This is a genomic window from Halorussus halobius (assembly GCF_004765805.1).
Lineage (GTDB): Archaea > Halobacteriota > Halobacteria > Halobacteriales > Haladaptataceae > Halorussus > Halorussus halobius.
The window spans coordinates 40,458-59,427 of the sequence record NZ_SBIU01000004.1 but is presented as its reverse complement, the minus strand read 5'-3'; the positions used below and the strand labels follow the sequence as shown (position 1 = coordinate 59,427).

The window sequence follows — 18,970 nt, the reverse complement described above, 5'->3', positions numbered from 1 at the left end:
CGGGCGGCCAAACCGGCCCGGACGCTTCGCGCGGTTGCGGGCAGGCCGCCGGCGACTCGCCCGGCCCAGCCGACTCGGCGATTTCGCCGCCCGGGCGGCGAAATCGCCCATACCCCGTAACCGCCAGTCCGACTACCCCGAGAGGGCTGAGCCAAGCCGAATCGAGCGCATCGAACCGACGCCGACGGCGTTCCGGTTCGCTTTTCGCCGGGGAGCGACACTGACGGGTATGCGCGTCAGCGAGGGCGAGGTCGAACTCGAAGTGCCCGAACAGGACGGCGAGGGCGTCGGCGACGAGGTGTTCTTCAACCCGGTGCAGGAGCTGAATCGCGACCTCACGGTGGCGACGCTCCGGGCCTACCGCGACCGCGAGCCGCGCGCGGAGACGTACCTCGACGCGATGGCCGCCAGCGGAATCCGGGGCGTGCGCGCGGCCGCCGAGGGCTGGGACGTCACGCTCGCCGACGTCGACGAGGCGGCGGTCGACCTCTGTCGCCGGAATCTGGAGCGCAACGGCCTCGACGCCGAGGTGGCCCACCGCGACGCCAACGCCGTCCTCCACGAGTCGGTGTTCGACGTGGTCGACGTCGACCCCTTCGGGACGCCGATGCCGTTCGCGGACGCCGCGTTCGCGAACACGCGCGACCTCGTGTGCGTCACCGCGACCGACACCGCGCCGCTGTGTGGCGCGCACTTCCACAGCGGGGTCCGCAAGTACAGCGCGGTCCCGCGGAACACCGACTACCACGCCGAGATGGGCGTCCGGATTCTGGTGTCGGCGCTGGCCCGCACGGCCGCGCGCTACGACGTGGGCGTGCGGCCCGTGCTGACCCACGCGACCAACCACTACGTCCGGACCTACCTCGAACTCGACCACGGCGCGAGCGACGCCAACGCCGCGATCGAGGAACTGGGTCACGTCTCCCACTGCGAGGACTGCCTCTACCGCGAGGCCGACGAGGGGCTCATCGCCGACCCCCTCGACGCCTGCCCCGAGTGCGGGAGCGAGCGCGTTCTCGTCGCCGGACCGCTGTGGCTCGGGCCGACCCACGACGCCGAGTTCGTGGCGGCGGTCCGCGAGCAGGTCGACGACGCGATGGGGACGGCGACTCGCGCGCGGCGGCTCCTCGACGACCTCGAAGCCGAACTCCACGAGCCGACCCACTACGACCAGCACCGACTCTGCAAGGAGTGGAGCCGGGCGGCCTCGGGGATGGAGGAGTTCCTCGACGGACTCCGGGACGCCGGCTTCGCGGCCTCGCGGACCCACTACGGCGGCACCACGTTCAAGACCACCGCCGACGTCTCGGAAATCCGAGAGGCGACGCGTCCCGAGTAACTCCCGCGCCGCGACGCGAGACGCCCGAGGCCGACGCCAATGCATATTTGTATCTCGTTGGCGAAACGAGTGGCGTGCCCAGTCGACTCGGAACCGCCGTGGACGTCGGCCGCTCCGTGCTGGCGGAGGCCAGCGAGCAGCAGGTCACGTTCCTCGCCGCGAGCATCGCCTACTACGCGTTCGTCTCGCTCATCCCGGTGCTGGTGCTCGCGTTCGTCGTGGTCTCGTTCGTGGCCGGCGAGGCGTTCGCCGAGCAGGTCGTCCGGCGCGCGTCGAGCCTCCTGACCGCGACCGGCGAGCAGCAGCTCCGGGCGTTCATCCTTGACCCCTCGGGGCGGGGCGGCACGACGGCGGTCGGACTGGTCGTGCTCGCGTGGAGCGCCCTCAAGGTGTTCCGCGGGCTGGACCAGGCGTTCTCGGACATCTACGCCACCGCGAGCGAGGCCAGCATCGTCGACCAACTCCGGGACGCGGCGCTGGTGCTGGCCGCCATCGGGCTGGCGGTGGTGGTCTTCGTGGCGACCGGTGCGGTGACCGCGCTGTTCCCGGACGTCCCGTTCGCGGGCCCCGCGGCGACGCTGGTCCAACTGGTCGCGCTCGTCCCCGTGTTCCTCCCGCTGTACGTCGTCTTCCCCGACGCCGACGTGGGGATTCGGGAGGCGCTCCCGGGGGCCGTGGTCGCCACCGTCGGCTGGACCGTCCTGCAGGTGCTGTTCCAGGTATACGCCGGCATCAGTTCGACCGGCCCGTCCCAGTTCCTCGGAACCGCGCTGTTGCTGGTGACGTGGCTGTACTTCGCGGGCATCCTCCTGTTGCTCGGCGCGGTCGTCAACGTGGTCGTCGCCGAGCGGGGCAACTACGCCGAGCGGACGGCCGAGCCGGCGGAGACGCGGGTCGAGCGCAAGCGAGAACTACTCTCACGATACATGACCGACGACGAATCCGCTCCCGACATCGTGGAACTCCGCGACGAGGTCCGGGAGTTGCGAGCCGAAGTGGAATCGTTCGAGGAGGACATCGAGGACCGGACCGTCGAGAAGCCCGAGGTCGAGTCCGAGTTGAAGGGGTACGTCCGAAAGCGGATGCGCCGGGGCCACGCCCGGGGCTGGGGTCCGTACCTCGTGTTGCTGTACGGCACCGTGATGACCCTCGGCGCGTTCTACTGGCTCCGGAGCTGGTGGGCCATCTTCGCGATGGTCGTGGTCTGGCTCGCCACGCTGGGCCTGTACGCCCTGATGGTGATGCTCGGCTTCGGCGTCGGCCTCGTGAGCCTGCCGGGCCGGGTCACCGACCGCATCGGCAACTTCCGGTCGTAGCGGGGTCGTCACTGCGCTGGACCGGCGTCGTCCGTGGCGATTCCGGCCGCGACGCTGATGGTCGAGCGCGAGAGGAAAGGGGGAAGCCGTGACCTGACTGGGAGTCGCCGTCCGACTGCGCTTCAGAACTTCTCGAGGTACTTCTCTTTCTCCCACTCGGAGACGAAGGCCTTGTAGTCGGCGAAGTCCGCGCGCTTGGCCTCGGCGAACTTGTCGGTGACGTGCTCGCCCAGCGCCTCCGTGATGACCTCGTCGTCTTCGAGCGCGTCGACGGCCTGTCCGAGACTGCCGGGCAGCGTCGTGATGCCGTACTCCTCGCGTTCCTCCTCGCCGAACTCGTAGATGTCCTCGCTGACGGCCTCGCCGGGGTCGGCGTCGTTCTCGATGCCGTCGAGTCCGGCCGCGATGACCGCCGCGTACGCGAGGTAGGGGTTACAGGACGGGTCGGGGCTGCGAATCTCGAACCGGGCGCTCGTGCCCGCCGCGTCGGGCACGCGGATGAGCGCCGAGCGGTTCACGTCGCTCCACGCGACGTACACCGGGGCCTCGTAGCCCGGCACCAGGCGCTTGTAGGAGTTGACGGTCGGGTTCGTGACGGCCGTGAACGCCTGGGCGTGGTCGAGGACGCCGCCCATGAACTTGTAGGCGGTCTCGCTCAGGTTGTAGTCGTCCTCGTCGTCGGCGAAGGCGTTGCCGTCCTCGTCGAAGAGGCTGATGTGGCTGTGCATGCCCGAGCCGTTGATCTCGCCGATGGGCTTGGGCATGAACGTGGCGTGGAGGTCGTTTTGCTCGGCCACGGCGCGGACGACCGCGCGGAACGTCGAGATGTTGTCGGCTGTGCCCAGCGCGTCGTCGTACTTGAAGTTGATCTCGTGTTGTCCCTCGGCGACCTCGTGGTGGCTGGCTTCGATCTCGAAGCCCATCTGTTCGAGCGTGAAGATGATCTCGCGGCGCACGTCCGACGCGAGGTCCTTGGGGGCGAGGTCGAAGTAGCCGCCCGCGTCGTGGGGGTCGGTCGTCGCCTTCCCGTCCTCGTCTTTCTCGAACAGGAAGAACTCGGGCTCGGGACCGATGGAGACCTCGTAGCCCATCTCCTCGGCCTCCGCGAGGACGGTCTTGAGCACCTGCCGGGGGCCGCCCTCGAACGGGGTGCCGTCGGTGTTGACCACGTCGCAGATGAGCCGCGCGCTTGCGGTGTCGCCGTCCGAGCGCCACGGCAGGATGGCGAACGTCTCCGGGTCGGGTTCGAGCCGCATGTCGCTCTCCTGGATGCGAACGAACCCTTCGATGGAAGAGCCGTCGAACCAGATGCCCTCCTCGAAGGCCTTCTCGACCTGCGAGGCGGGGACGCTGACGTTCTTGACGGTGCCGGTGATGTCGGTGAACTGGAGGCGAACGAAGTCGACGTTCTCCTCCTCGATGCGGTCGAGTACGTCCTGTTCGGCGTCGGTCAGTCCGGGGTCTGCTTCGGCTGCGATTTGTCCGTCCGTCATCTTTGTAGACGGTCTATACCACTATACAGAGTATTAAAACGTTACCGGTACGTACAATTCTGTCGCACTCGGCTGAGAATTGGGTATTCGTAAAATTCTAAAGGTGGGGGGACGTCAGTGAACGTAATGACGTACGAAAATCTCGACGCGAAGTTGGTGAACGAACTGCTGGGCGACGGACGGGCGAGCCTCCGGAGTCTGGCCGAAGACCTCGACGTGTCGGTCACGACCGTCTCGAACCACCTCAAGGACCTCGAAGACGACGGCGTCATCGACGGGTACACGCCCAGAGTCGACTACGGCGCGCTCGGCTACGACGTGACCGCCATCGTCCAACTCAAGGTCGAAGGCGACGCCCTCCAGGAAGTGACCGAGAACCTCCGGAGCCACGACCAGATGATAAGCGTCTACGAGGTCACCGGCGACTACGACATCATCGCGGTCGGCAAGTTCGCCGACACCGACGGGATGAATCGGGGCATCAAGACCCTGCTCAACGACCCCGACGTCAAGGAGAGCAACACCAGCGTCGTGCTGAACGCCGCCAGCGAGCACGAGCAGTTCACGCTCGAAGTCGACGACTGATTTTCCGCCGCTCTCATAATGTTTTTGACTATCATCGATAGATTTTCAAACAACCCGGAGAAGTTGTTTCCAATGAGTCTCATCGCCGAGTTCTCCCTGCGGTCCCCGGACCTCGTGCTCTCGGCCGCGCTCGAGGCCGCGCCGGACGTGACGGTCGAACTCGACACGCAGATGGCGGCCGGCGTGGACCCGCCGACGTTTGTCTTCTGGGCGGTCGGCGGCGACGTCGAGGCGCTGGAGGCGGGGCTGGACCGCGACCCGACGGTCCGGTCGGCCACCTGCGTCGAGCGACGCGACGGCAGGCGGCTCTACCGGAGCCGACTCGACGGCGACGAGGCGCTGAGCGTCTACCCGGTGTACCAGCGCCTCGGGGCCGCGCCGATGGCCGCCACGGGGACGGCCGACGGGTGGCGACGCCGGGTCCGGTTCCCCGACCGGGACTCGGTCGTCGAGATGCGGGAGTTTTGCGCCGACCGCGACGTCACCTTCCGGCTCCACCGGCTGTACACGCCGGGCGATTCCGAGGTGGTCGACGAGTTCGGGCTGAGTGCCGAGCAGCGACGGGCGCTGGTCGCGGCCGAGCGCGCGGGCTACTTCGACGTCCCGCGCGGGACCTCGCTCGACGAACTCGGCGACGAACTCGGGGTCAGCGGCCAGTCGGCCTCCGAGCGACTCCGGCGGGGCGTCTCGGAACTCGTGACCCACACGCTGCTCAGCGATTTCTGACAGCCAGTTCGGGTCCGGAAAAGAACGCGACGTTCGAAGCGAGTCGACCCGGCTCGGCGACGAGCCGGGCGGTCGAATCGCGGGGCACCGAGAATGGGCTCGGTCACTCGCCGCGAGCGGGACGCGGCGGCTGGCGGAGTCGGGTGTCGGCCTGCTTCACATCGCGCCGCCCATGCCGCCCATGCCGCCCATGCCACCCATGCCGCCGCCCATGCCGCCGGCACCGCCGGGGCCGCCAGCGCCGCCGTCGCCGCCGTCGTCGCCGTCGACCTGACCGCCCTTCAGGTCGCCGGCGGCGATGACGTCGTCGATGCGCAGCAGCATCACGGCCGCCTCGGTGGCGGACTCGATGGCCTGGGTCTTCACGCGGAGGGGCTCGACCACGCCGTCGTCCTCCATGTTCACGATGTCGCCGGTGTAGGCGTCCAGCCCGGAGCCGAAGTCGCCGGCGTCGTGCTGGCTGCGGAGGTCGACCAGGGAGTCGATGGGGTCGAGACCCGCGTTCTCCGCGAGGGTGCGCGGGATGACTTCGAGGGTGTCGGCGAACGCCTCGACCGCGAGCTGTTCGCGGCCGCCCACGGAGTCGGCGTAGTTGCGGAGTTCGAGCGCGAGCTCGGTCTCGGGCGCGCCGCCGCCGGGGACGACCTGGCCGTCCTCCAGCGTGACCCGCACCACGCCGAGGCTGTCCTCGATGGCGCGCTCGACCTCATCGACGACGTGTTCGGTGCCGCCCCGCAGGATGAGGCTGACCGACTTGGCTTCCTCGACGTCCTCGACGAAGATGCGCTGGTCGCCGCCGACGTCCTTCTGGGCGACCGAGCCCGCGAAGCCGAGGTCGTCCTCGGTGACGTCGTCGACGCTACTCACGACGTTCGCGCCGGTCGAGCGGGCCAGCTTGCTCAGGTCGTCGGACTTGGCGCGCCGGACCGCGATGATGCCCGCTTCCGCGAGGAAGTGCTGGGCCATGTCGTCGATGCCGCCGTCGACGAAGACGACGTCGGTGTCGACCGCTTCGAGCTGGTCGACCATCTCGCGGAGCTGTTCTTCCTCCTGGTCGAGGAAGCTCTGGAGCTGGTCGGGGTCGGTGACGTTGACCTCGGCGTCGATCTCGGTCTCCTGGATTTCGAGGGCGGTGTCGAGCAGCGCGACGTTGGCGTCCTCGACGAAGTAGGGCATGTTCTCGTGGACGCGCTCCTTGTCCACGATGACGCCCTCGACCAGCTCGGACTGGTCGATGGAACCGCCGACGACCGTCTCGACCTTGATGTTGTCGGTGTCGACGCCCTCGTCGTCGGCCACGCTCTGGACCGCGCGCACGACGAGTTCCGCGAGGTAGTCCTTGGAGTTCTCCGCGCCCTTGCCGGTCATCGCGGTCGCGGCGAGGGTTTCGAGGGTCTCGGTGTCGTCGGCGTCGACGTCGATGGCCTTCTCCTCGAGGATGTCCTTGGCTTCCTCGGCGGCCTGCCGGTACCCCTGCGCGAGGGTCGTCGCGTGGATGTCCTGTTCGAGGAGCTCCTCGGCCTTCTCGAGGAGCTCGCCCGCGACGACGACCGCCGTGGTCGTGCCGTCGCCGACCTCGTTCTCCTGTGTCTCCGAGACCTCGACGACCATGTTGGCCGCCGGGTGCTCGATGTCCATCTCCTTGAGGATGGTGACGCCGTCGTTGGTCACGACGACCTCGCCGGTCGAGTCGACGAGCATCTTGTCCATGCCTTTGGGACCGAGCGTGGTCCGGACGGCCTCGGCGACCGCCGTTCCGGCGGTGATGTTCATCGACTGCGCGTCCTCACCGGAGGTGCGCTGGCTGTCCTCGGAGAGTACGATCATCGGCTGGTTGCCCATTCGTTGTGCCATAGTCACTCGATAGATTGATTGGCATTCTATATAAAGGTTCCCCTAACGGCCGGGGAACGGCTGGTAGGGGGCCGGAAACGTGATATGGTATTCCGTGTCACGGGTACTTTTATAAGTGGGTATGGGGGCGAACGCGGGACCCGCGCGATACCCTGGCTACTCGCGGAACGTCTCGGCCGAGTCCCCGCTGAACCCGTCGACGTCCATCTCGCGGGTGACGGCGTACTGCCCGGACGACGCCAGCGTCCCGGTGTTGACCCACAGGCCGGCGTCGTGGGCGACCTCGAGCGCGTTGGTCTCCACGAGGAACTGGTAGGCGAAGTATATCCGGTCGCAGTTCATCGAGACGGCCGTCTCGATGGCGCGGCTCGGGTCGCTCACGCCCACGAGCGCGACGTCCACCTCGTCGGACTCGCGCGCCTCGTCGGCCTGCATCACGACGGTCGGCTGAATCGCCGAGAGGATGGTCTCGTGGTCGTACGCCGAAACCACTTCGAGGACGTCGGCCGCGATGTCGTGCTGTTTGAGTTCGATGTTGACCGCGACGTCGGACGGGACGACGTCGAGCATCTCGGTCAACAGGGGAATCCGCTCGTCGGAGTCCAGCACGCGCAGTTCCCTGAGGTCGTCCCACGACATCTCCGAGACGGTGCCGGTGCCGTCGGTCTTCCCGTCGACCGTCTCGTCGTGGAAGACCACGAGTTCGCCCGAGCCACACCGCTGTACGTCGAATTCGAGCTGGTCGGCGACGTCGACCGCCTCCCGGGCCGCGAGGCGCGTGTTCTCGGGGTGGTCGGCCGCGAAACACCGATGGGCCTGAATCGGCCGGTCGGCGTCGTCGTCCGCGTCTTCGTCGCCGGCCTCGTCGGTGACGGCCGAGCAGCCGGCCATCGACCCCGTGAGACCCGCTACCCCCGACAGCAGGAGCCGCCGCCTCGCGTTCATTCGGCCACCGCCTCCGCGCGGGCCTGCCGGTCTTCCGAGTGATACACCGTCTCGCCGTCGTCCGGGTCGAAGAGGTGGACCCGCCGGTCGTCGACGTCCACGCCGATGGGGTCGCCGATCTCGTACGACGCCCGCGAGTCGGTGAGGACCCGCATCGTGTCGGTTCCGACCCGGCAGTGGACCAGCAAGGCGTCGCCCTGCGGTTCCGTGACCTCGACCGTGCCGTCGATGTGGGCGTTCCCCCGGTCCTCGACGACGTCGAGATCCTCGGGCCGGACGCCCATCGCGAACTGGCGTTCGGTCAGTCCCTCGCCCGACGGGAGCGGCACCTGGAACTGCTCGTGGGACGCGGTCCAGCGGTCGCCGGCCCGCTCGACCAGCACCGGGACGACGTTCATCGCGGGGCTCCCGACGAACTCCGCGGCGAACCGGGTTTCCGGGAAGTCGTACAGCGTTCGGGGCTCGTCGACCTGCTGGATTTCGCCGTCGTTCATCACCGCGACGCGCTCCCCGAGGGTCATCGCTTCGGTCTGGTCGTGGGTGACGTACACGGTCGTCGTGCCGAGCTCCTTGTGGAGTTGCTGTAGCTCCGCTCGCATCTGGTCGCGGAGCTTGGCGTCGAGGTTCGACAGCGGTTCGTCGAGCAGGAAGACGTCGGGGTCGCGCAACAGCGCCCGCCCCATCGCGACCCGCTGTTGCTCGCCGCCCGACAGCGCCGCCGGCTTGCGGTCGAGCAGGTCGGCGATGTCGAGAATCTCGGCGGTCTCCGCCACTCGGGCGTCGATCTCCTCGTCGGTGAACGACCCGACCGAGTTCATCCCGAAGGTCATGTTCCGGCGCGCGGTCATGTGGGGGTACAGCGCGTAGTTCTGGAACACCATCGCCACGTTGCGGTCCTTGGGCTCCCAGTCGGTTACGACGGTGTCGTCCAGCAGGACGTCGCCGTCGGTGGGCGTTTCGAGGCCCGCGATGGTGCGCATGAGCGTGCTCTTGCCACAGCCGCTGGGTCCCACCAGCACGAGGAACTCGCCGTCCTCGATGGTCAGCGAGACGTCGTCGACTGCGGTCAGCGAGTCGAACTCCTTGACCAGTCCGTCTAGTTCGATGCGTGTCATTTTCGTTGGATTCCGTTCGCGTTCTCTCGTCGGTCAGTTCGCTTGGATGCCGAGCGTCCGGACGATGGGCCTGTGGAAGACGACCAGGATGACCAGCGGCGGCAGCAGCGCCAGGACGGACCCGGCCATGATGATGCCCCACTGCGTGAGGCCCGCGTCGGCGGTCCCCTGGATGTAGGAGATGCCGACCTGCACGACCTGCTTTTGCCTGTCGCTCACGATTATCAGCGGCCAGAGGTACTTGTTCCACGCGCTGATGAAGTTGATGACGACGACCCCCGACAGGATGCCCTTCGACATCGGAATCAGCACGTGGACGAGGAACGTGAGCGGGCCGACGCCGTCGAGTTTGGCCGTCTCCAGTATCGAGTCGGGAATCGCCCGGAAGTGCTGGCGCAACAGGAACACCGACGTCGCGCTGGCGACGTAGGGTCCCGACAGGCCCAGCATCGAGTTGCCCCAGCCGAGGTCGGTGACGAGGCTGTAGAGGGGGACGATTCGCACCGGAAACGGGAGCATGAGCGTCAGCAGGATGACGACGAAGACCACGTTCTTGTAGGGGAAGTCGTAGTACACGAGCGCCAGCGCGGCCAGCAGCGAGAACGTGACCTCCCCGACGACGATTATCGTGGCCATTACGACCGTGTTCGGGATGTAGGTCAGGAAGTCGTACTCGGTGAGGACGGTGAGGTAGTTCGACGCGCCCTCGGTCCCCGGAGCGAGGTTGAACACCTGGTATATCTCGACCGTCGACTGCGTGCTCATCAGCACCGCCAGGACGACGGGCGACAGCGACAGCGCCACCAGGACGACCAGCGGAACGTGGACGCTCGCCCACGACGGGATCGACAGGCGGTCGCGGACGGTGGTTCGGTCGGCTCGTTCCGAGTCTCGCGTGATAGTGGGTTTCGACATCCTGGACTCACCCGTAGTAGGCGAACTTCTCGACCTTCCTGAGCTGGACGTACATCAGGACGCTCACGACCAGAAACAGCACGATGGACTGGGCCGACCCCAGGCCGAACTGGTTGTACGTGAACGAGTCCTGATAGAGGTTGAAGATGAGGAGGTTGGTCGCGTCGTTGGGGCCGCCGCCGGTCATGATGTCGACCAGCGAGAACCCGCCGAAGAACGACTGAATGCTGTTGATTATCAGGAGGAAGACGAGCGTCGGCGATATCAGCGGCAGGTAGATGCTGACGAGCCGCCGGGTCCGGCCGATGCCGTCGAGTTCGGCGGCCTCGTCGAGGCTCTCGGGTACCAGCCCGAGCGCGGCCACCAGGAAGATGACGTTGTACCCGACGCTCTTCCAGATGGCCGCCCCGCAGACGAGCAAGAACGCCTGCGTGCCGTCGACGTGCCAGTTGAGCGAGAGTCCGAGCACCACCTCGAGGGCGTTGGTGAAGATGCCCAGCTCGGGGTGGAAGATGAAGTTCAGGATCGACCCGGCCACCGCCATCGGGAGCGCGTACGGCCAGATGGCGGCCACGAGGTACCACGACGACCCGCGAACCGTCTCGTGGATGAGAAACGCCATGTACGTCGAGACCACCAGCGAGCCGACCACGGTGAGCACGGCGAACCACGTGGTGACCCAGAGGCTGTTGCGGTACCTGTCGGAGCCGAACAGCTGTTCGAAGTTCGACAGCCCGACGTACTCGGCGTTGCCGAGCAGCTCCGTCTCCTGGAGCGCGAGGTCGATGGTCTGGGCGAACGGGTAGTAGAGGAACACCCCAAGCACCGCGAGTGTCGGGAGCAACAGGAGCGCCGCCTGCCACTTGGATTCGAATATCTCCTTCCGCTGAATCGTGCTCATAGTTGACGGAGGTGAGGGGAAGAATTACGCCGAGCGTGCGAGGAGGTCGTCGACTTCGGTCTTGACGTCCGAGAGAACCGTGGAGACGTCCTCACCGTCGAACATCCGGTCGGCACCGTTGCTCAGGAGGTCCCTGACCTGTCCGTGGTCCTCGATGAGCGCGCCCCTGGTGGCCGGCGTGTCCTCCGAGTCGAGCAACTGGTCCATGGCGAGTCGCATGCCGTCCTGTTCCTCGAACCAGCCGTCCTCCTCGAGCAGTTCGATGCTGTCCTTGTGGACCGGGTAGTAACCGGTGCCCTTGTGCCAGCGGGCCTGCTGTTCGGGGCTCGCGATCCACTTCGCGAACTCCCCGGCCGCGGTCGCGGTCTGCTCGTCGATGCCCCGCGGCACGAACATCGCGCCGCCGCCGATGAGCGCGCCGGCCCACGTGTTCTCCGCGGAGGGGACCTCCAACAGCCCCATCTCGTAGCCCGCCTCCTCGGCGGCCTGACGCTGCGCGACGATGTTCGACGAGGAGTCGATGAGCATCGCGGCGTCCTGGTTGACGAACGCCTGCCGGGCGTCGCCCCACCCGCTCGAAAGCTGGTAGAGGTCGTCGGCGTAGAGGTCCATCCACCACGTGTAGAACCGCTCGGCGGCCTCGGAGTCGAGGTTGACCTCGGTCGGGGCCTCGGCGCGACCGTTCTCGTTGTTGACGAACGGCTGGTTCTGGAGGGCGAACCAGTTCTCGACGAACCACGTGATGTTGCCCCACGTGGCTCCGGCGTCGAACCCGGCGTCGTCCACGATGGCCTCGCAGACGTTCCGGAACGCCGAGAAGGTCGGCTCGTAGTCCTCGCCTTCGGGGTCGAGTCCGGCGTCCGCGAAGGCGTCCTTGTTGTACATCAGCACGGGCGAGGAGGCGTTGAACGGCAGCGCCATGAACTGGTCGTCGTCGCCGACCCGGTAGTAGTCCAGCGCGGCCCCGATGTAGTCGTCCGGGTTCACGTCGTCGATTATCGACTGGATGGGCTGGAACGACCCGGAGTTGTACGTCGGGACGGTGTGGACCGCGTTGAGGTGCGCGAGCGCGGGCGGGTCGTTGTTCCGGATGCCTCGGAGTGCGGCGTCGAATGTCTCGCCGTAGGACCCCTCGTGGGAGGCACTGAGGGTCACTCCGTCGGTCTCCTCGCCGTACTCCTCCGCCAGCGTCGCGACGAGGTCGCCCTTGTCACCGCCGATAGAGTACCAGACCGACAGCGCGGTGTCGCCGCCCGCGCCGCTGTCGCCGTCCGTGCCACTGTCGCCGTCGCTCCCGTCGCCGCCGGTATCGCTTCCGTCGGCGCTGTCTCCGCCGTCGTCCGCGGTGGTCGCAGCCCCGCCGTCGCCGCCCGACGAACAACCGGCCAGTCCGACTGCTCCCGCCGCGCCCGACGCCACGAGGAACTTGCGACGCGATAGCAGGTCTGACAGACGCTCTGAGTCGTGTGCCATCGGTTGTTCTCGGGGGAAGTGATAATAAACGTCTTAATATGAATGATACGTGGGGGTTCGGACGGGACCGGAGCGATGGATACTCGACATAACCGCGTGATTGATATATAGATTTAAATATATTGAGGGTGTTTAGAGATGGTACTAAGTTATTCTCGGACTAAATATTATAGTTTATGATTCGGGGCGTGGCCCGAGCGGAGGTCGCGGCCGGGTATCGCAGGGGAACCGCTATCGCTGGCGATGACCGCTTTTGGGTCACCACGGCGGGTGGGCGGCGGCAAGCTGGCGGGGCGGGCCGGTCACCCCGGGAACTGGTGGAACTCCATGCCCTGGCGCTTCATCTCGTTGCGCTTGCGTTCGAGGAACGAGTACACCGAGCCGTGGGGCGCGCCGTCGAGAATCATCTCGGCCGCGCTGCGGACCACGTCGACCTGCTTGGGCGTGCCGATGATGCCCATCGTGGTGCCGTAGATGACGACGCTCGCGCCCGTCAACTCCTCCATGAGTTCGCGCGTCCGGCCGTTCTCGCCGATGAGCCGGCCCTTCTGGCGCTCGAGGTCGTTCTTGTTCCGGGCGGCGGCGTCGACGTCGATGAGGTCGAACATCATCATGTCGTCGTCGAGCAGCGAGAGGGCTTCCTCGGGCGGGAACCCGCGACCGATGGCCTTCACGATTTCGGGCCCCTTCAGGCCGCGAACGGGGTCGCCGGTCTGCTCGACCTCGACCTTCCCGTTCTCGGAGTCGACGTCGAGTCGCACCTCCGCGCGACTCTCTATCTCGCGCAACGTCTCACCGCCCTCGCCGATGAGAACGCCGATGCGGTCCTGCGGAATCTTCACGTGTTGCATGGCCGAGCCTACTCGCTCGGAGCGTTTCAAGGCTTCGTCCCGAGGGGACGCGTTCGAGTTTCCGCGTTGGAACCGGGTCAGACGAATCCACCTGCTCCTTGTGGTCGCGCTCGCGCCCGTTCGTCCTCGGTCAGCCGGTACGGCTCCAGTTCGGCTTCGAGGTCGCCGAGCGCCTCGCGTCGCCGCTGGTGGGCGTCGAGGAAGTCGGAGATTCTCTCGGCGGCGTAGGCCTTGAGCTCCCCGCTGAGAAGGTCGCCCGACCGATACTCCCGGGCGAGCCTGTCGAGGGTCGCGTCGTCGTCCTCGAAGAGAAAGGCGAGTAGCTGGTAGGCCACGTCCGCCTCGGGGTCGCCGCCGTGCTCGCGGTGCGCCTCGACGCTCGACCGCCCGCCGGAGTAGGCGTACTGCTGGACCTTCCGCTCGACCGTCTCGCGGTCGTCGGTGAGGTTGATGGCGGGCACGTCGTCGGAACTGCTCATCTTGCCCGGTCCGCCGAGCGTCGGGAGGAACTTGCTCAGTAGCGCGGCGGGCTTGTCCACGTCGAATGCCTCCTTGGCGGCCACGTCGCGGGCGAGCCTGACGTGGGGGTCCTGGTCGACCGCGATGGGGACCACGCTGGCGTGTCGCCCGTGGACCACCTGCGGGAGCAGGAGGTGAGCGATCTGGACGGCCGGGTAGAACGACAGCCCGACGTTGTCCGGGCGGCCATATATCGCCTCCACCGTCGACTGAGTGACCCGTTCGGCGAACTGGACCGCGAGGGGGTACACCACGTCCGCGTCGGCGGTGTCGAGCATGATTCGGGTTCGCTCGGGGTCGAACCCCACCGCGAGGAGGTCCCGGAGATTGTCGCGGGCGTGCTCGCCGACCGCCGCGAACGGGAGTTCTTTGGAGAGGTACTTCTCGTCGTCCGACAGGGGGACGTAGACGTGCGCGCCGGTTCGGTCCTGCAATCGCTTGGCGAAGTAGAACTGCGGGAGGTGACCGAGATGCATCGGTCCCGAGGGACCGATTCCGGTCACGAGCGAGACGGTCCCGCCGTCCTCGACCGCCGACAGGAACCGGTCTACGTCCCGGCCCGCGTAGTACGCCCGCCGCCGGACCATCGGGTGGTCGGGGAGGCGAGCGAGCTGGTCGTCGGTCAGTTCCGCCGCACCGAAGCGGTCGAGGAGTTCGCGGTAGTCGACCTCGCCCTCGACCGCGTAAGGGGTGACGGTGAAGTTCGATTCGTCGGTCGCTGCGTCGGTGTCGCCGGGGGTAGTGCGTTCTGGCATGGCGTCGTGTGAGTTCGTCGTGGTGGCTGTCGCTCGGACGTCGGTGCGCGAAAAAGCGAGTGAGCGCCGCCACCTCGACCGCCCGGTGAAGCCGGTGGGCCTCGGTCACGACACTGTCCGCTCTCCGGGCGACCGCCAGTGCCAGCTTCGGAGAGCGGACTGCATCACGCACTCGTACTGCCCGCACGGATTTGAGCGTTTCGACGACCGCCGACGGCTCACCCGACGTACTCCAGCAGGAATCGCGGAATCACCACGAACGCGTAGACGTCGTTGAGCGCGTGGGCGAGGATGCACGCGCCGAGGTTCCGCCGCCAGACGTACAGCAGCGTGAGCAACAGTGCGTCCACGCCGATCTGTATCGCGCCGCCGAGCCCCCAGAACGGGACGTGGAGCAGCGAGAACAGCAGGAAGGTGAGACCGGCACCGGCCCAGACGGTGCCGGTCAGTTCGGTCAGGCGCTCTATCGGATACGCTCGGTAGAACACCTCCTCGGTCACGGCGGCCGTGAGCGACAGCGCGACCACCAGCTCCAGCGAGAGGCCCGCAAGCGTCTCGATGCCCGTCACGGTCGACTCTAACCCCAGCGACTCGACCAGCGGCGTCGTGACGACGAAACTGAACGCACCGAGCACGAAGACCAGTATCGCCCCTGCGACGTCACGCCAGCCCATCCGCGCGACGCCCAGCGACGCCAGCCCCCGGCGCTCCCAGTAGCAGACGACGCCCAACAGCGCCGCGAACACGGCCCACTTCGCGGCGATTTCGCGGACGACCCCGGCCGCGAATCCGGTCCCGAGTCCGAGCGGTTCGGCGAGCGCGCCCAGCGACAGCGCCAGCAGTGTCGAACCGACGAGTGCGACTGCCAGTCCCACGGCCGTCGGCAATTCGGGCGCGACCGTTCCGAGCGAGGTCCGAGACTCCTTGCGAGCCATGACGGACGCGTCACGCTTCGCGGAGGTAAACCCGGACGCGCAGTCGCTGGAGGCTCGACTCGGCGGAACATTCAAGTACGGTTGCTTCGCTCACCTGTCGGGGTCCGCACGGTCGCGAATCCACGCTTCCAGGTCGTCGCCGCGCACGTCCATCCCCTGTCGACCGAAGAAGGCCGCGACGTTGGCGCAGTCGCGGGTCAGGAACTCGTCGCTGTTGGGGTGGTGAATCGTGACCGCCTGGCCGAGGTCGATGATGCAGAGTTCGCCGTCGTGGACCACGATGTTGTACTCGCTGAGGTCGCCGTGAACGAGTCCGGCGTCGTAGAGCCGGCGCATGTACTCCCGTACCACCTCGAACGCCGTCTCGGGGTTTTCGAGGTGGGCGTCGTCGAGCGTGGGCGCGCGGTCGCCGTCGGTGCCGAGAAACTCCATGACCAGCACGTTGCGCTCGACCGCGACGGGGTCGGGTACCCGGACGCCGGCCTTCTGGGCGCGCTTGAGGTTGGCGAACTCCTTGCGGGTCCACGCGAGGACGACGCGCTTCTTGTCGCCCGACAGCTCCTCGAAGCGGGGGTCGCCGACGAGGTACTCGCGCATGTCCCGGAAGTCCGAGGCGTTGATGCGGTACACCTTCACCGCGACCTCGCCGTGGCCGTCGTCGCGGGACTCCTCGCCGCCGAGCGCGAGATACACGTTCGCTTCCTTGCCCGAGGAGATGGGGCCGCCGAACGCCTCCACGTAGCCGTCCTGGACCAGCTTGTACAGCGCCGCCAGCGTAGCGTCGTCGAACACCGACTGCTCGACCTTGAACTGCTCGGTGTTCTTGAGTCGCTCGCGGAACTCGTCGAACTCCCGGTCGCGCTGGCGCTGGACCTCGTCGGCCGCCGTGTCGGAGACGTCTATCTCCTCCCACTCGTCGCCGACGCCCTCCACGTTGTCGGGTTCGAGCAGGTCGTACTCCTCGGTCATCTACCCCGGCCTAGCGCGGCCAGCGATAAAAGGATGGGCCTCGGAGGTCGGAGTCGCCGAGGCGTTCCGATGGGGGAGGGCCTCGGGAGGCGTTTTCGATATCTTGCTCGCGCGCTCGCGGTCGCACGCGACCGCGAGCGCGCCCGCGAGGCGGATTTCGTGCCGGTGAACCGTTCCACCGGAAAGCGCTCGGTGAACCGTTCCACCGGAAAGCGCCCACCGACACCGTCCACGTAGCGCACCGGCAGTCGTCCACGTAGCGCACCGGCAGTCGTCCACGTAGCGCACCGGCAGTCGTCCCGCGAGCGACGACCGAAGGGAGGAGTGAGCGGCCCAAGGAACCCTCGACGGAGGAGCGACGCGGCTTCGCCGCGTCGCCTCCGACGGAGGGGGTGACGCCGTGGTTTTCATGAACGTTTTGCAAGGGCGGCGCTCTCGTGCGCCGCCGCAGCAAAAGGTTCTATTGAATGTGGCCTTCCTCGCGCAACTGGTCGGCCTCCTGCTTGTCGTAGCGCCACTTGACGTCGGCCTTCTCGTCCTGCCAGTCCCACGGTTCGACCAGCACGACGTCGTCCTCGCGTATCCAGATGCGCTTTTGCATCTTGCCGGGAATCCGGGCCGTGCGTTCCGTGCCGTCGGCGCATCGCACCTTCACCCGGTTCGCACCGAGCATGTTAGTGACGGTGGCGAACACCTCGTCGTCGTCGGGCATGCGGAGGTTCTTCCGCCGTCCGCCGTCGTTGTCACTCATACCTCCGGTTTGGAATCGGGGACGTTTAATTCCTGCGAGGCTCCGTCTCGGTCCCGCGGAGCGAGGCGGTCCGACGCCGCCAGTGACCGACGCCGGCGGAGCAGCGGCCTTTAAGTTCCCGCCGGGCGGACCGCGTGATATGATAGACAAACTCGGCGCGAAAGGCATCGTCGGGATACTCGTGTTGCTCGGCGGTATCGCGGTCATCGCACTTCAGAACCTGCTCATCGCGGCCGGCATCGGACTGGTCGTGCTCGGAGTCGTCCTCGTGGCGTGGGGACTGGTCTCGGGACTGCTGGCGAGTTTCGGCATGGGCGGGATGATGGGCGGCGGCTTCGAGTGAGCCACGACGTTTCTGGGGCCGCGGAAGAGCCGCCGGCCCGTTGAGGACCGACGACCGACCCGCGTCGAGACCGTCGGTCGTCGAGAGCGACGGGGAGCGCGCTATGCTTCCAGTTCCTGCAACTTCTCGCGGCCCGGCGCTATCAACCGGTCGAGGTAGTCGGCCAGCGCCGACTTGGCGTCGGCGGGGTGGAGTTCACCGCTTTCGAGGTCGGTCGCGAGCGACTCGTAGTCGTCGTATTCGAGGTCGCCGCCGTACTCGTCGGGGCGCTCGACCACGACCGTCTCGAACCGCGGGAACACGTGGTACTGGAAGATTTCGAGGACCGGGTTCTCGCGCTCGTTGCCCTCGTCGTCGGGGTCGGGGTCGCGAGTCGGCGGGCAGAACGCCGAATTGACCTTCTCCTCGATGTCCTCGGTGGTGTCCTCCATCGAGATGGTGACGCCCGAACTGCTCGACATCTTGCCAGCGCCCGTGCCGAGGTCCGCGATGATGGGCGTGTGCAGCACCGGCCGGGCGTCGTAGCCGATCTCCGGAAGCTCCTCGCGCATGAGCATGTGGACCTTCCGCTGGTCCATCCCGCCGACCGCCAGGTCGAGGTCGAGGTACTCGATGTCGAGCGCCTGCATCAGGGGGTAGACCACGTGGCTGACCTTCGCGGTCTCGTCGCCCTGAATCTCGGCCATCGCGCGCTGGGCGCGGTTGAGCGTGGTGTCGAGCTCCAGTTCGTGGAGGTCGAGCGCGTAGTCGTCGTCGAGCTGGTACGACGACCCGTAGACGAACTCGGTCCTGTCCTCGTCGAGGCCGTACGCGAGGAACTGCTGGCGCATCTTCTCGGCGGTCTCCTCTATCTCCTCGAACGTCCCCTTCCCGTTGAGGTAGGCGTGGACGTCCGCGAGCAGGACGACGACCTCCATGCCCGCCTCCTGCAGGTCGATGAGTTTGTTCGCGGCGAGCATGTGGCCGACGTGGAGCACGCCCGAGGGCTCGTAGCCGACGTAGACGCGCTTGCCCGCCGGGTCCTCGGCGAGGGCCTGCACCTCCTCGTCGGTGACGACCTCCTCGGCGTTCCGCGTGATGCGTTCGTAGGCGTCCATACGCCAGACGTGGCCCGCGCCCGGCTTTAGCGTTCCGGGACCGTGCCAGCGTGTCGAAAACGCCCGTCCGCGGCGCTGGCTCTGTTCG

Annotated in this window: 18 protein-coding genes; 5 read left to right on the top strand and 13 right to left on the bottom strand. The window is 67.1% G+C overall.

Translation table 11 applies throughout. The features are described from left to right. Positions 1 to 229 precede the first annotated feature (229 nt). Entirely contained in the window at positions 230 to 1,339 is a 1,110-nt protein-coding gene (locus tag EPL03_RS12200) for a tRNA (guanine(26)-N(2))-dimethyltransferase (RefSeq protein ID WP_135829622.1), read from the top strand. 74 nt (positions 1,340 to 1,413) lie between these two features. Then, a complete protein-coding gene (locus tag EPL03_RS12195) occupies positions 1,414 to 2,655 on the top strand; it encodes a YihY/virulence factor BrkB family protein (RefSeq protein ID WP_135829621.1) in 1,242 nt (413 codons plus the stop codon). A 122-nt stretch (positions 2,656 to 2,777) separates the two neighbouring features. Here the strand turns inward: EPL03_RS12195 and glnA are convergent, their stop codons facing one another. Next, positions 2,778 to 4,148, bottom strand: coding sequence for a type I glutamate--ammonia ligase (gene glnA, locus EPL03_RS12190; RefSeq protein WP_135829620.1), 1,371 nt, complete (start codon positions 4,146 to 4,148; stop codon positions 2,778 to 2,780). 126 nt (positions 4,149 to 4,274) lie between these two features. Between glnA and lrp the strand changes: the two genes are divergently transcribed. Then, positions 4,275 to 4,733, top strand: a complete 459-nt coding sequence (gene lrp / locus EPL03_RS12185; protein ID WP_135829619.1) for an HTH-type transcriptional regulator Lrp — start codon at positions 4,275 to 4,277, stop codon at positions 4,731 to 4,733. Positions 4,734 to 4,805: 72 nt separating this feature from the next. Next, positions 4,806 to 5,459 (top strand): helix-turn-helix domain-containing protein, encoded by a 654-nt coding sequence (locus EPL03_RS12180; RefSeq protein ID WP_135829618.1) that lies wholly within the window; start codon positions 4,806 to 4,808, stop codon positions 5,457 to 5,459. 156 nt (positions 5,460 to 5,615) lie between these two features. Here EPL03_RS12180 and thsA read toward each other — a convergent pair whose 3' ends face one another. The 11 genes from thsA to eif1A form a co-directional block, all read right to left on the bottom strand. Then, on the bottom strand, positions 5,616 to 7,301 hold the full coding sequence (gene thsA, locus EPL03_RS12175; RefSeq protein WP_135829997.1) for a thermosome subunit alpha: 1,686 nt from the start codon (positions 7,299 to 7,301) through the stop codon (positions 5,616 to 5,618). Between the two features lie 168 nt (positions 7,302 to 7,469). Further along, a complete protein-coding gene (locus EPL03_RS12170) occupies positions 7,470 to 8,258 on the bottom strand; it encodes a glycerophosphodiester phosphodiesterase (protein WP_135829617.1) in 789 nt (262 codons plus the stop codon). Then, entirely contained in the window at positions 8,255 to 9,373 is a 1,119-nt protein-coding gene (locus tag EPL03_RS12165) for an ABC transporter ATP-binding protein (protein WP_135829616.1), read from the bottom strand. The genes EPL03_RS12170 and EPL03_RS12165 overlap by 4 nt, the downstream gene beginning before the upstream one ends. 33 nt (positions 9,374 to 9,406) lie before the next feature. Then, positions 9,407 to 10,288 carry a carbohydrate ABC transporter permease gene (locus tag EPL03_RS12160; protein WP_135829615.1) on the bottom strand — a complete coding sequence of 294 codons (882 nt, stop codon included), beginning with the start codon at positions 10,286 to 10,288 and terminating at the stop codon, positions 9,407 to 9,409. Between the two features lie 7 nt (positions 10,289 to 10,295). Continuing rightward, on the bottom strand, positions 10,296 to 11,189 hold the full coding sequence (locus EPL03_RS12155) for a carbohydrate ABC transporter permease (protein WP_135829614.1): 894 nt from the start codon (positions 11,187 to 11,189) through the stop codon (positions 10,296 to 10,298). A gap of 24 nt (positions 11,190 to 11,213) precedes the next feature. After that, positions 11,214 to 12,662: an extracellular solute-binding protein gene (locus EPL03_RS12150; protein WP_135829613.1), complete on the bottom strand. Its 1,449-nt coding sequence runs from the start codon at positions 12,660 to 12,662 to the stop codon at positions 11,214 to 11,216. 302 nt (positions 12,663 to 12,964) lie between these two features. Further along, entirely contained in the window at positions 12,965 to 13,513 is a 549-nt protein-coding gene (locus EPL03_RS12145; RefSeq protein WP_135829612.1) for a KH domain-containing protein, read from the bottom strand. Positions 13,514 to 13,590: 77 nt separating this feature from the next. Further along, positions 13,591 to 14,787, bottom strand: coding sequence for a tryptophan--tRNA ligase (locus EPL03_RS12140; RefSeq protein WP_135829611.1), 1,197 nt, complete (start codon positions 14,785 to 14,787; stop codon positions 13,591 to 13,593). Between the two features lie 218 nt (positions 14,788 to 15,005). Further along, positions 15,006 to 15,722, bottom strand: a complete 717-nt coding sequence (locus EPL03_RS12135; RefSeq protein WP_135829610.1) for a CPBP family intramembrane glutamic endopeptidase — start codon at positions 15,720 to 15,722, stop codon at positions 15,006 to 15,008. Positions 15,723 to 15,812: 90 nt separating this feature from the next. Further along, entirely contained in the window at positions 15,813 to 16,691 is an 879-nt protein-coding gene (gene rio1 / locus EPL03_RS12130) for a serine/threonine-protein kinase Rio1 (RefSeq protein WP_135829609.1), read from the bottom strand. 460 nt (positions 16,692 to 17,151) lie between these two features. Continuing rightward, positions 17,152 to 17,442 (bottom strand): translation initiation factor eIF-1A, encoded by a 291-nt coding sequence (gene eif1A, locus EPL03_RS12125; protein ID WP_135829608.1) that lies wholly within the window; start codon positions 17,440 to 17,442, stop codon positions 17,152 to 17,154. Positions 17,443 to 17,581: 139 nt separating this feature from the next. Between eif1A and EPL03_RS12120 the strand changes: the two genes are divergently transcribed. Beyond that, the gene (locus EPL03_RS12120; RefSeq protein ID WP_135829607.1) at positions 17,582 to 17,785 is read left to right on the top strand and encodes a DUF7470 family protein; all 204 of its coding nucleotides are present in this window, start codon (positions 17,582 to 17,584) and stop codon (positions 17,783 to 17,785) included. Positions 17,786 to 17,886: 101 nt separating this feature from the next. Here EPL03_RS12120 and EPL03_RS12115 read toward each other — a convergent pair whose 3' ends face one another. Further along, the gene (locus tag EPL03_RS12115) at positions 17,887 to 18,882 is read right to left on the bottom strand and encodes a tyrosine--tRNA ligase (protein ID WP_135829606.1); all 996 of its coding nucleotides are present in this window, start codon (positions 18,880 to 18,882) and stop codon (positions 17,887 to 17,889) included. Between the last annotated feature and the right edge of the window lie 88 nt (positions 18,883 to 18,970).

Excerpts from the sequence above, each read along its gene's own strand:
- EPL03_RS12200 (WP_135829622.1), top strand. The coding sequence starts at position 230 with ATGCGCGTCAGCGAGGGCGAGGTCGAACTCGAAGTGCCCGAACAGGAC.
- glnA (WP_135829620.1), bottom strand. The coding sequence starts at position 4,148 with ATGACGGACGGACAAATCGCAGCCGAAGCAGACCCCGGACTGACCGAC.
- lrp (WP_135829619.1), top strand. The coding sequence starts at position 4,275 with ATGACGTACGAAAATCTCGACGCGAAGTTGGTGAACGAACTGCTGGGC.
- EPL03_RS12180 (WP_135829618.1), top strand. The coding sequence starts at position 4,806 with ATGAGTCTCATCGCCGAGTTCTCCCTGCGGTCCCCGGACCTCGTGCTC.
- thsA (WP_135829997.1), bottom strand. The coding sequence starts at position 7,301 with ATGGGCAACCAGCCGATGATCGTACTCTCCGAGGACAGCCAGCGCACC.
- EPL03_RS12170 (WP_135829617.1), bottom strand. The coding sequence starts at position 8,258 with ATGAACGCGAGGCGGCGGCTCCTGCTGTCGGGGGTAGCGGGTCTCACG.
- EPL03_RS12165 (WP_135829616.1), bottom strand. The coding sequence starts at position 9,373 with ATGACACGCATCGAACTAGACGGACTGGTCAAGGAGTTCGACTCGCTG.
- EPL03_RS12160 (WP_135829615.1), bottom strand. The coding sequence starts at position 10,288 with ATGTCGAAACCCACTATCACGCGAGACTCGGAACGAGCCGACCGAACC.
- EPL03_RS12155 (WP_135829614.1), bottom strand. The coding sequence starts at position 11,189 with ATGAGCACGATTCAGCGGAAGGAGATATTCGAATCCAAGTGGCAGGCG.
- EPL03_RS12150 (WP_135829613.1), bottom strand. The coding sequence starts at position 12,662 with ATGGCACACGACTCAGAGCGTCTGTCAGACCTGCTATCGCGTCGCAAG.
- EPL03_RS12145 (WP_135829612.1), bottom strand. The coding sequence starts at position 13,513 with ATGCAACACGTGAAGATTCCGCAGGACCGCATCGGCGTTCTCATCGGC.
- EPL03_RS12140 (WP_135829611.1), bottom strand. The coding sequence starts at position 14,787 with ATGCCAGAACGCACTACCCCCGGCGACACCGACGCAGCGACCGACGAA.
- EPL03_RS12135 (WP_135829610.1), bottom strand. The coding sequence starts at position 15,722 with ATGGCTCGCAAGGAGTCTCGGACCTCGCTCGGAACGGTCGCGCCCGAA.
- rio1 (WP_135829609.1), bottom strand. The coding sequence starts at position 16,691 with ATGACCGAGGAGTACGACCTGCTCGAACCCGACAACGTGGAGGGCGTC.
- eif1A (WP_135829608.1), bottom strand. The coding sequence starts at position 17,442 with ATGAGTGACAACGACGGCGGACGGCGGAAGAACCTCCGCATGCCCGAC.
- EPL03_RS12120 (WP_135829607.1), top strand. The coding sequence starts at position 17,582 with ATGATAGACAAACTCGGCGCGAAAGGCATCGTCGGGATACTCGTGTTG.
- EPL03_RS12115 (WP_135829606.1), bottom strand. The coding sequence starts at position 18,882 with ATGGACGCCTACGAACGCATCACGCGGAACGCCGAGGAGGTCGTCACC.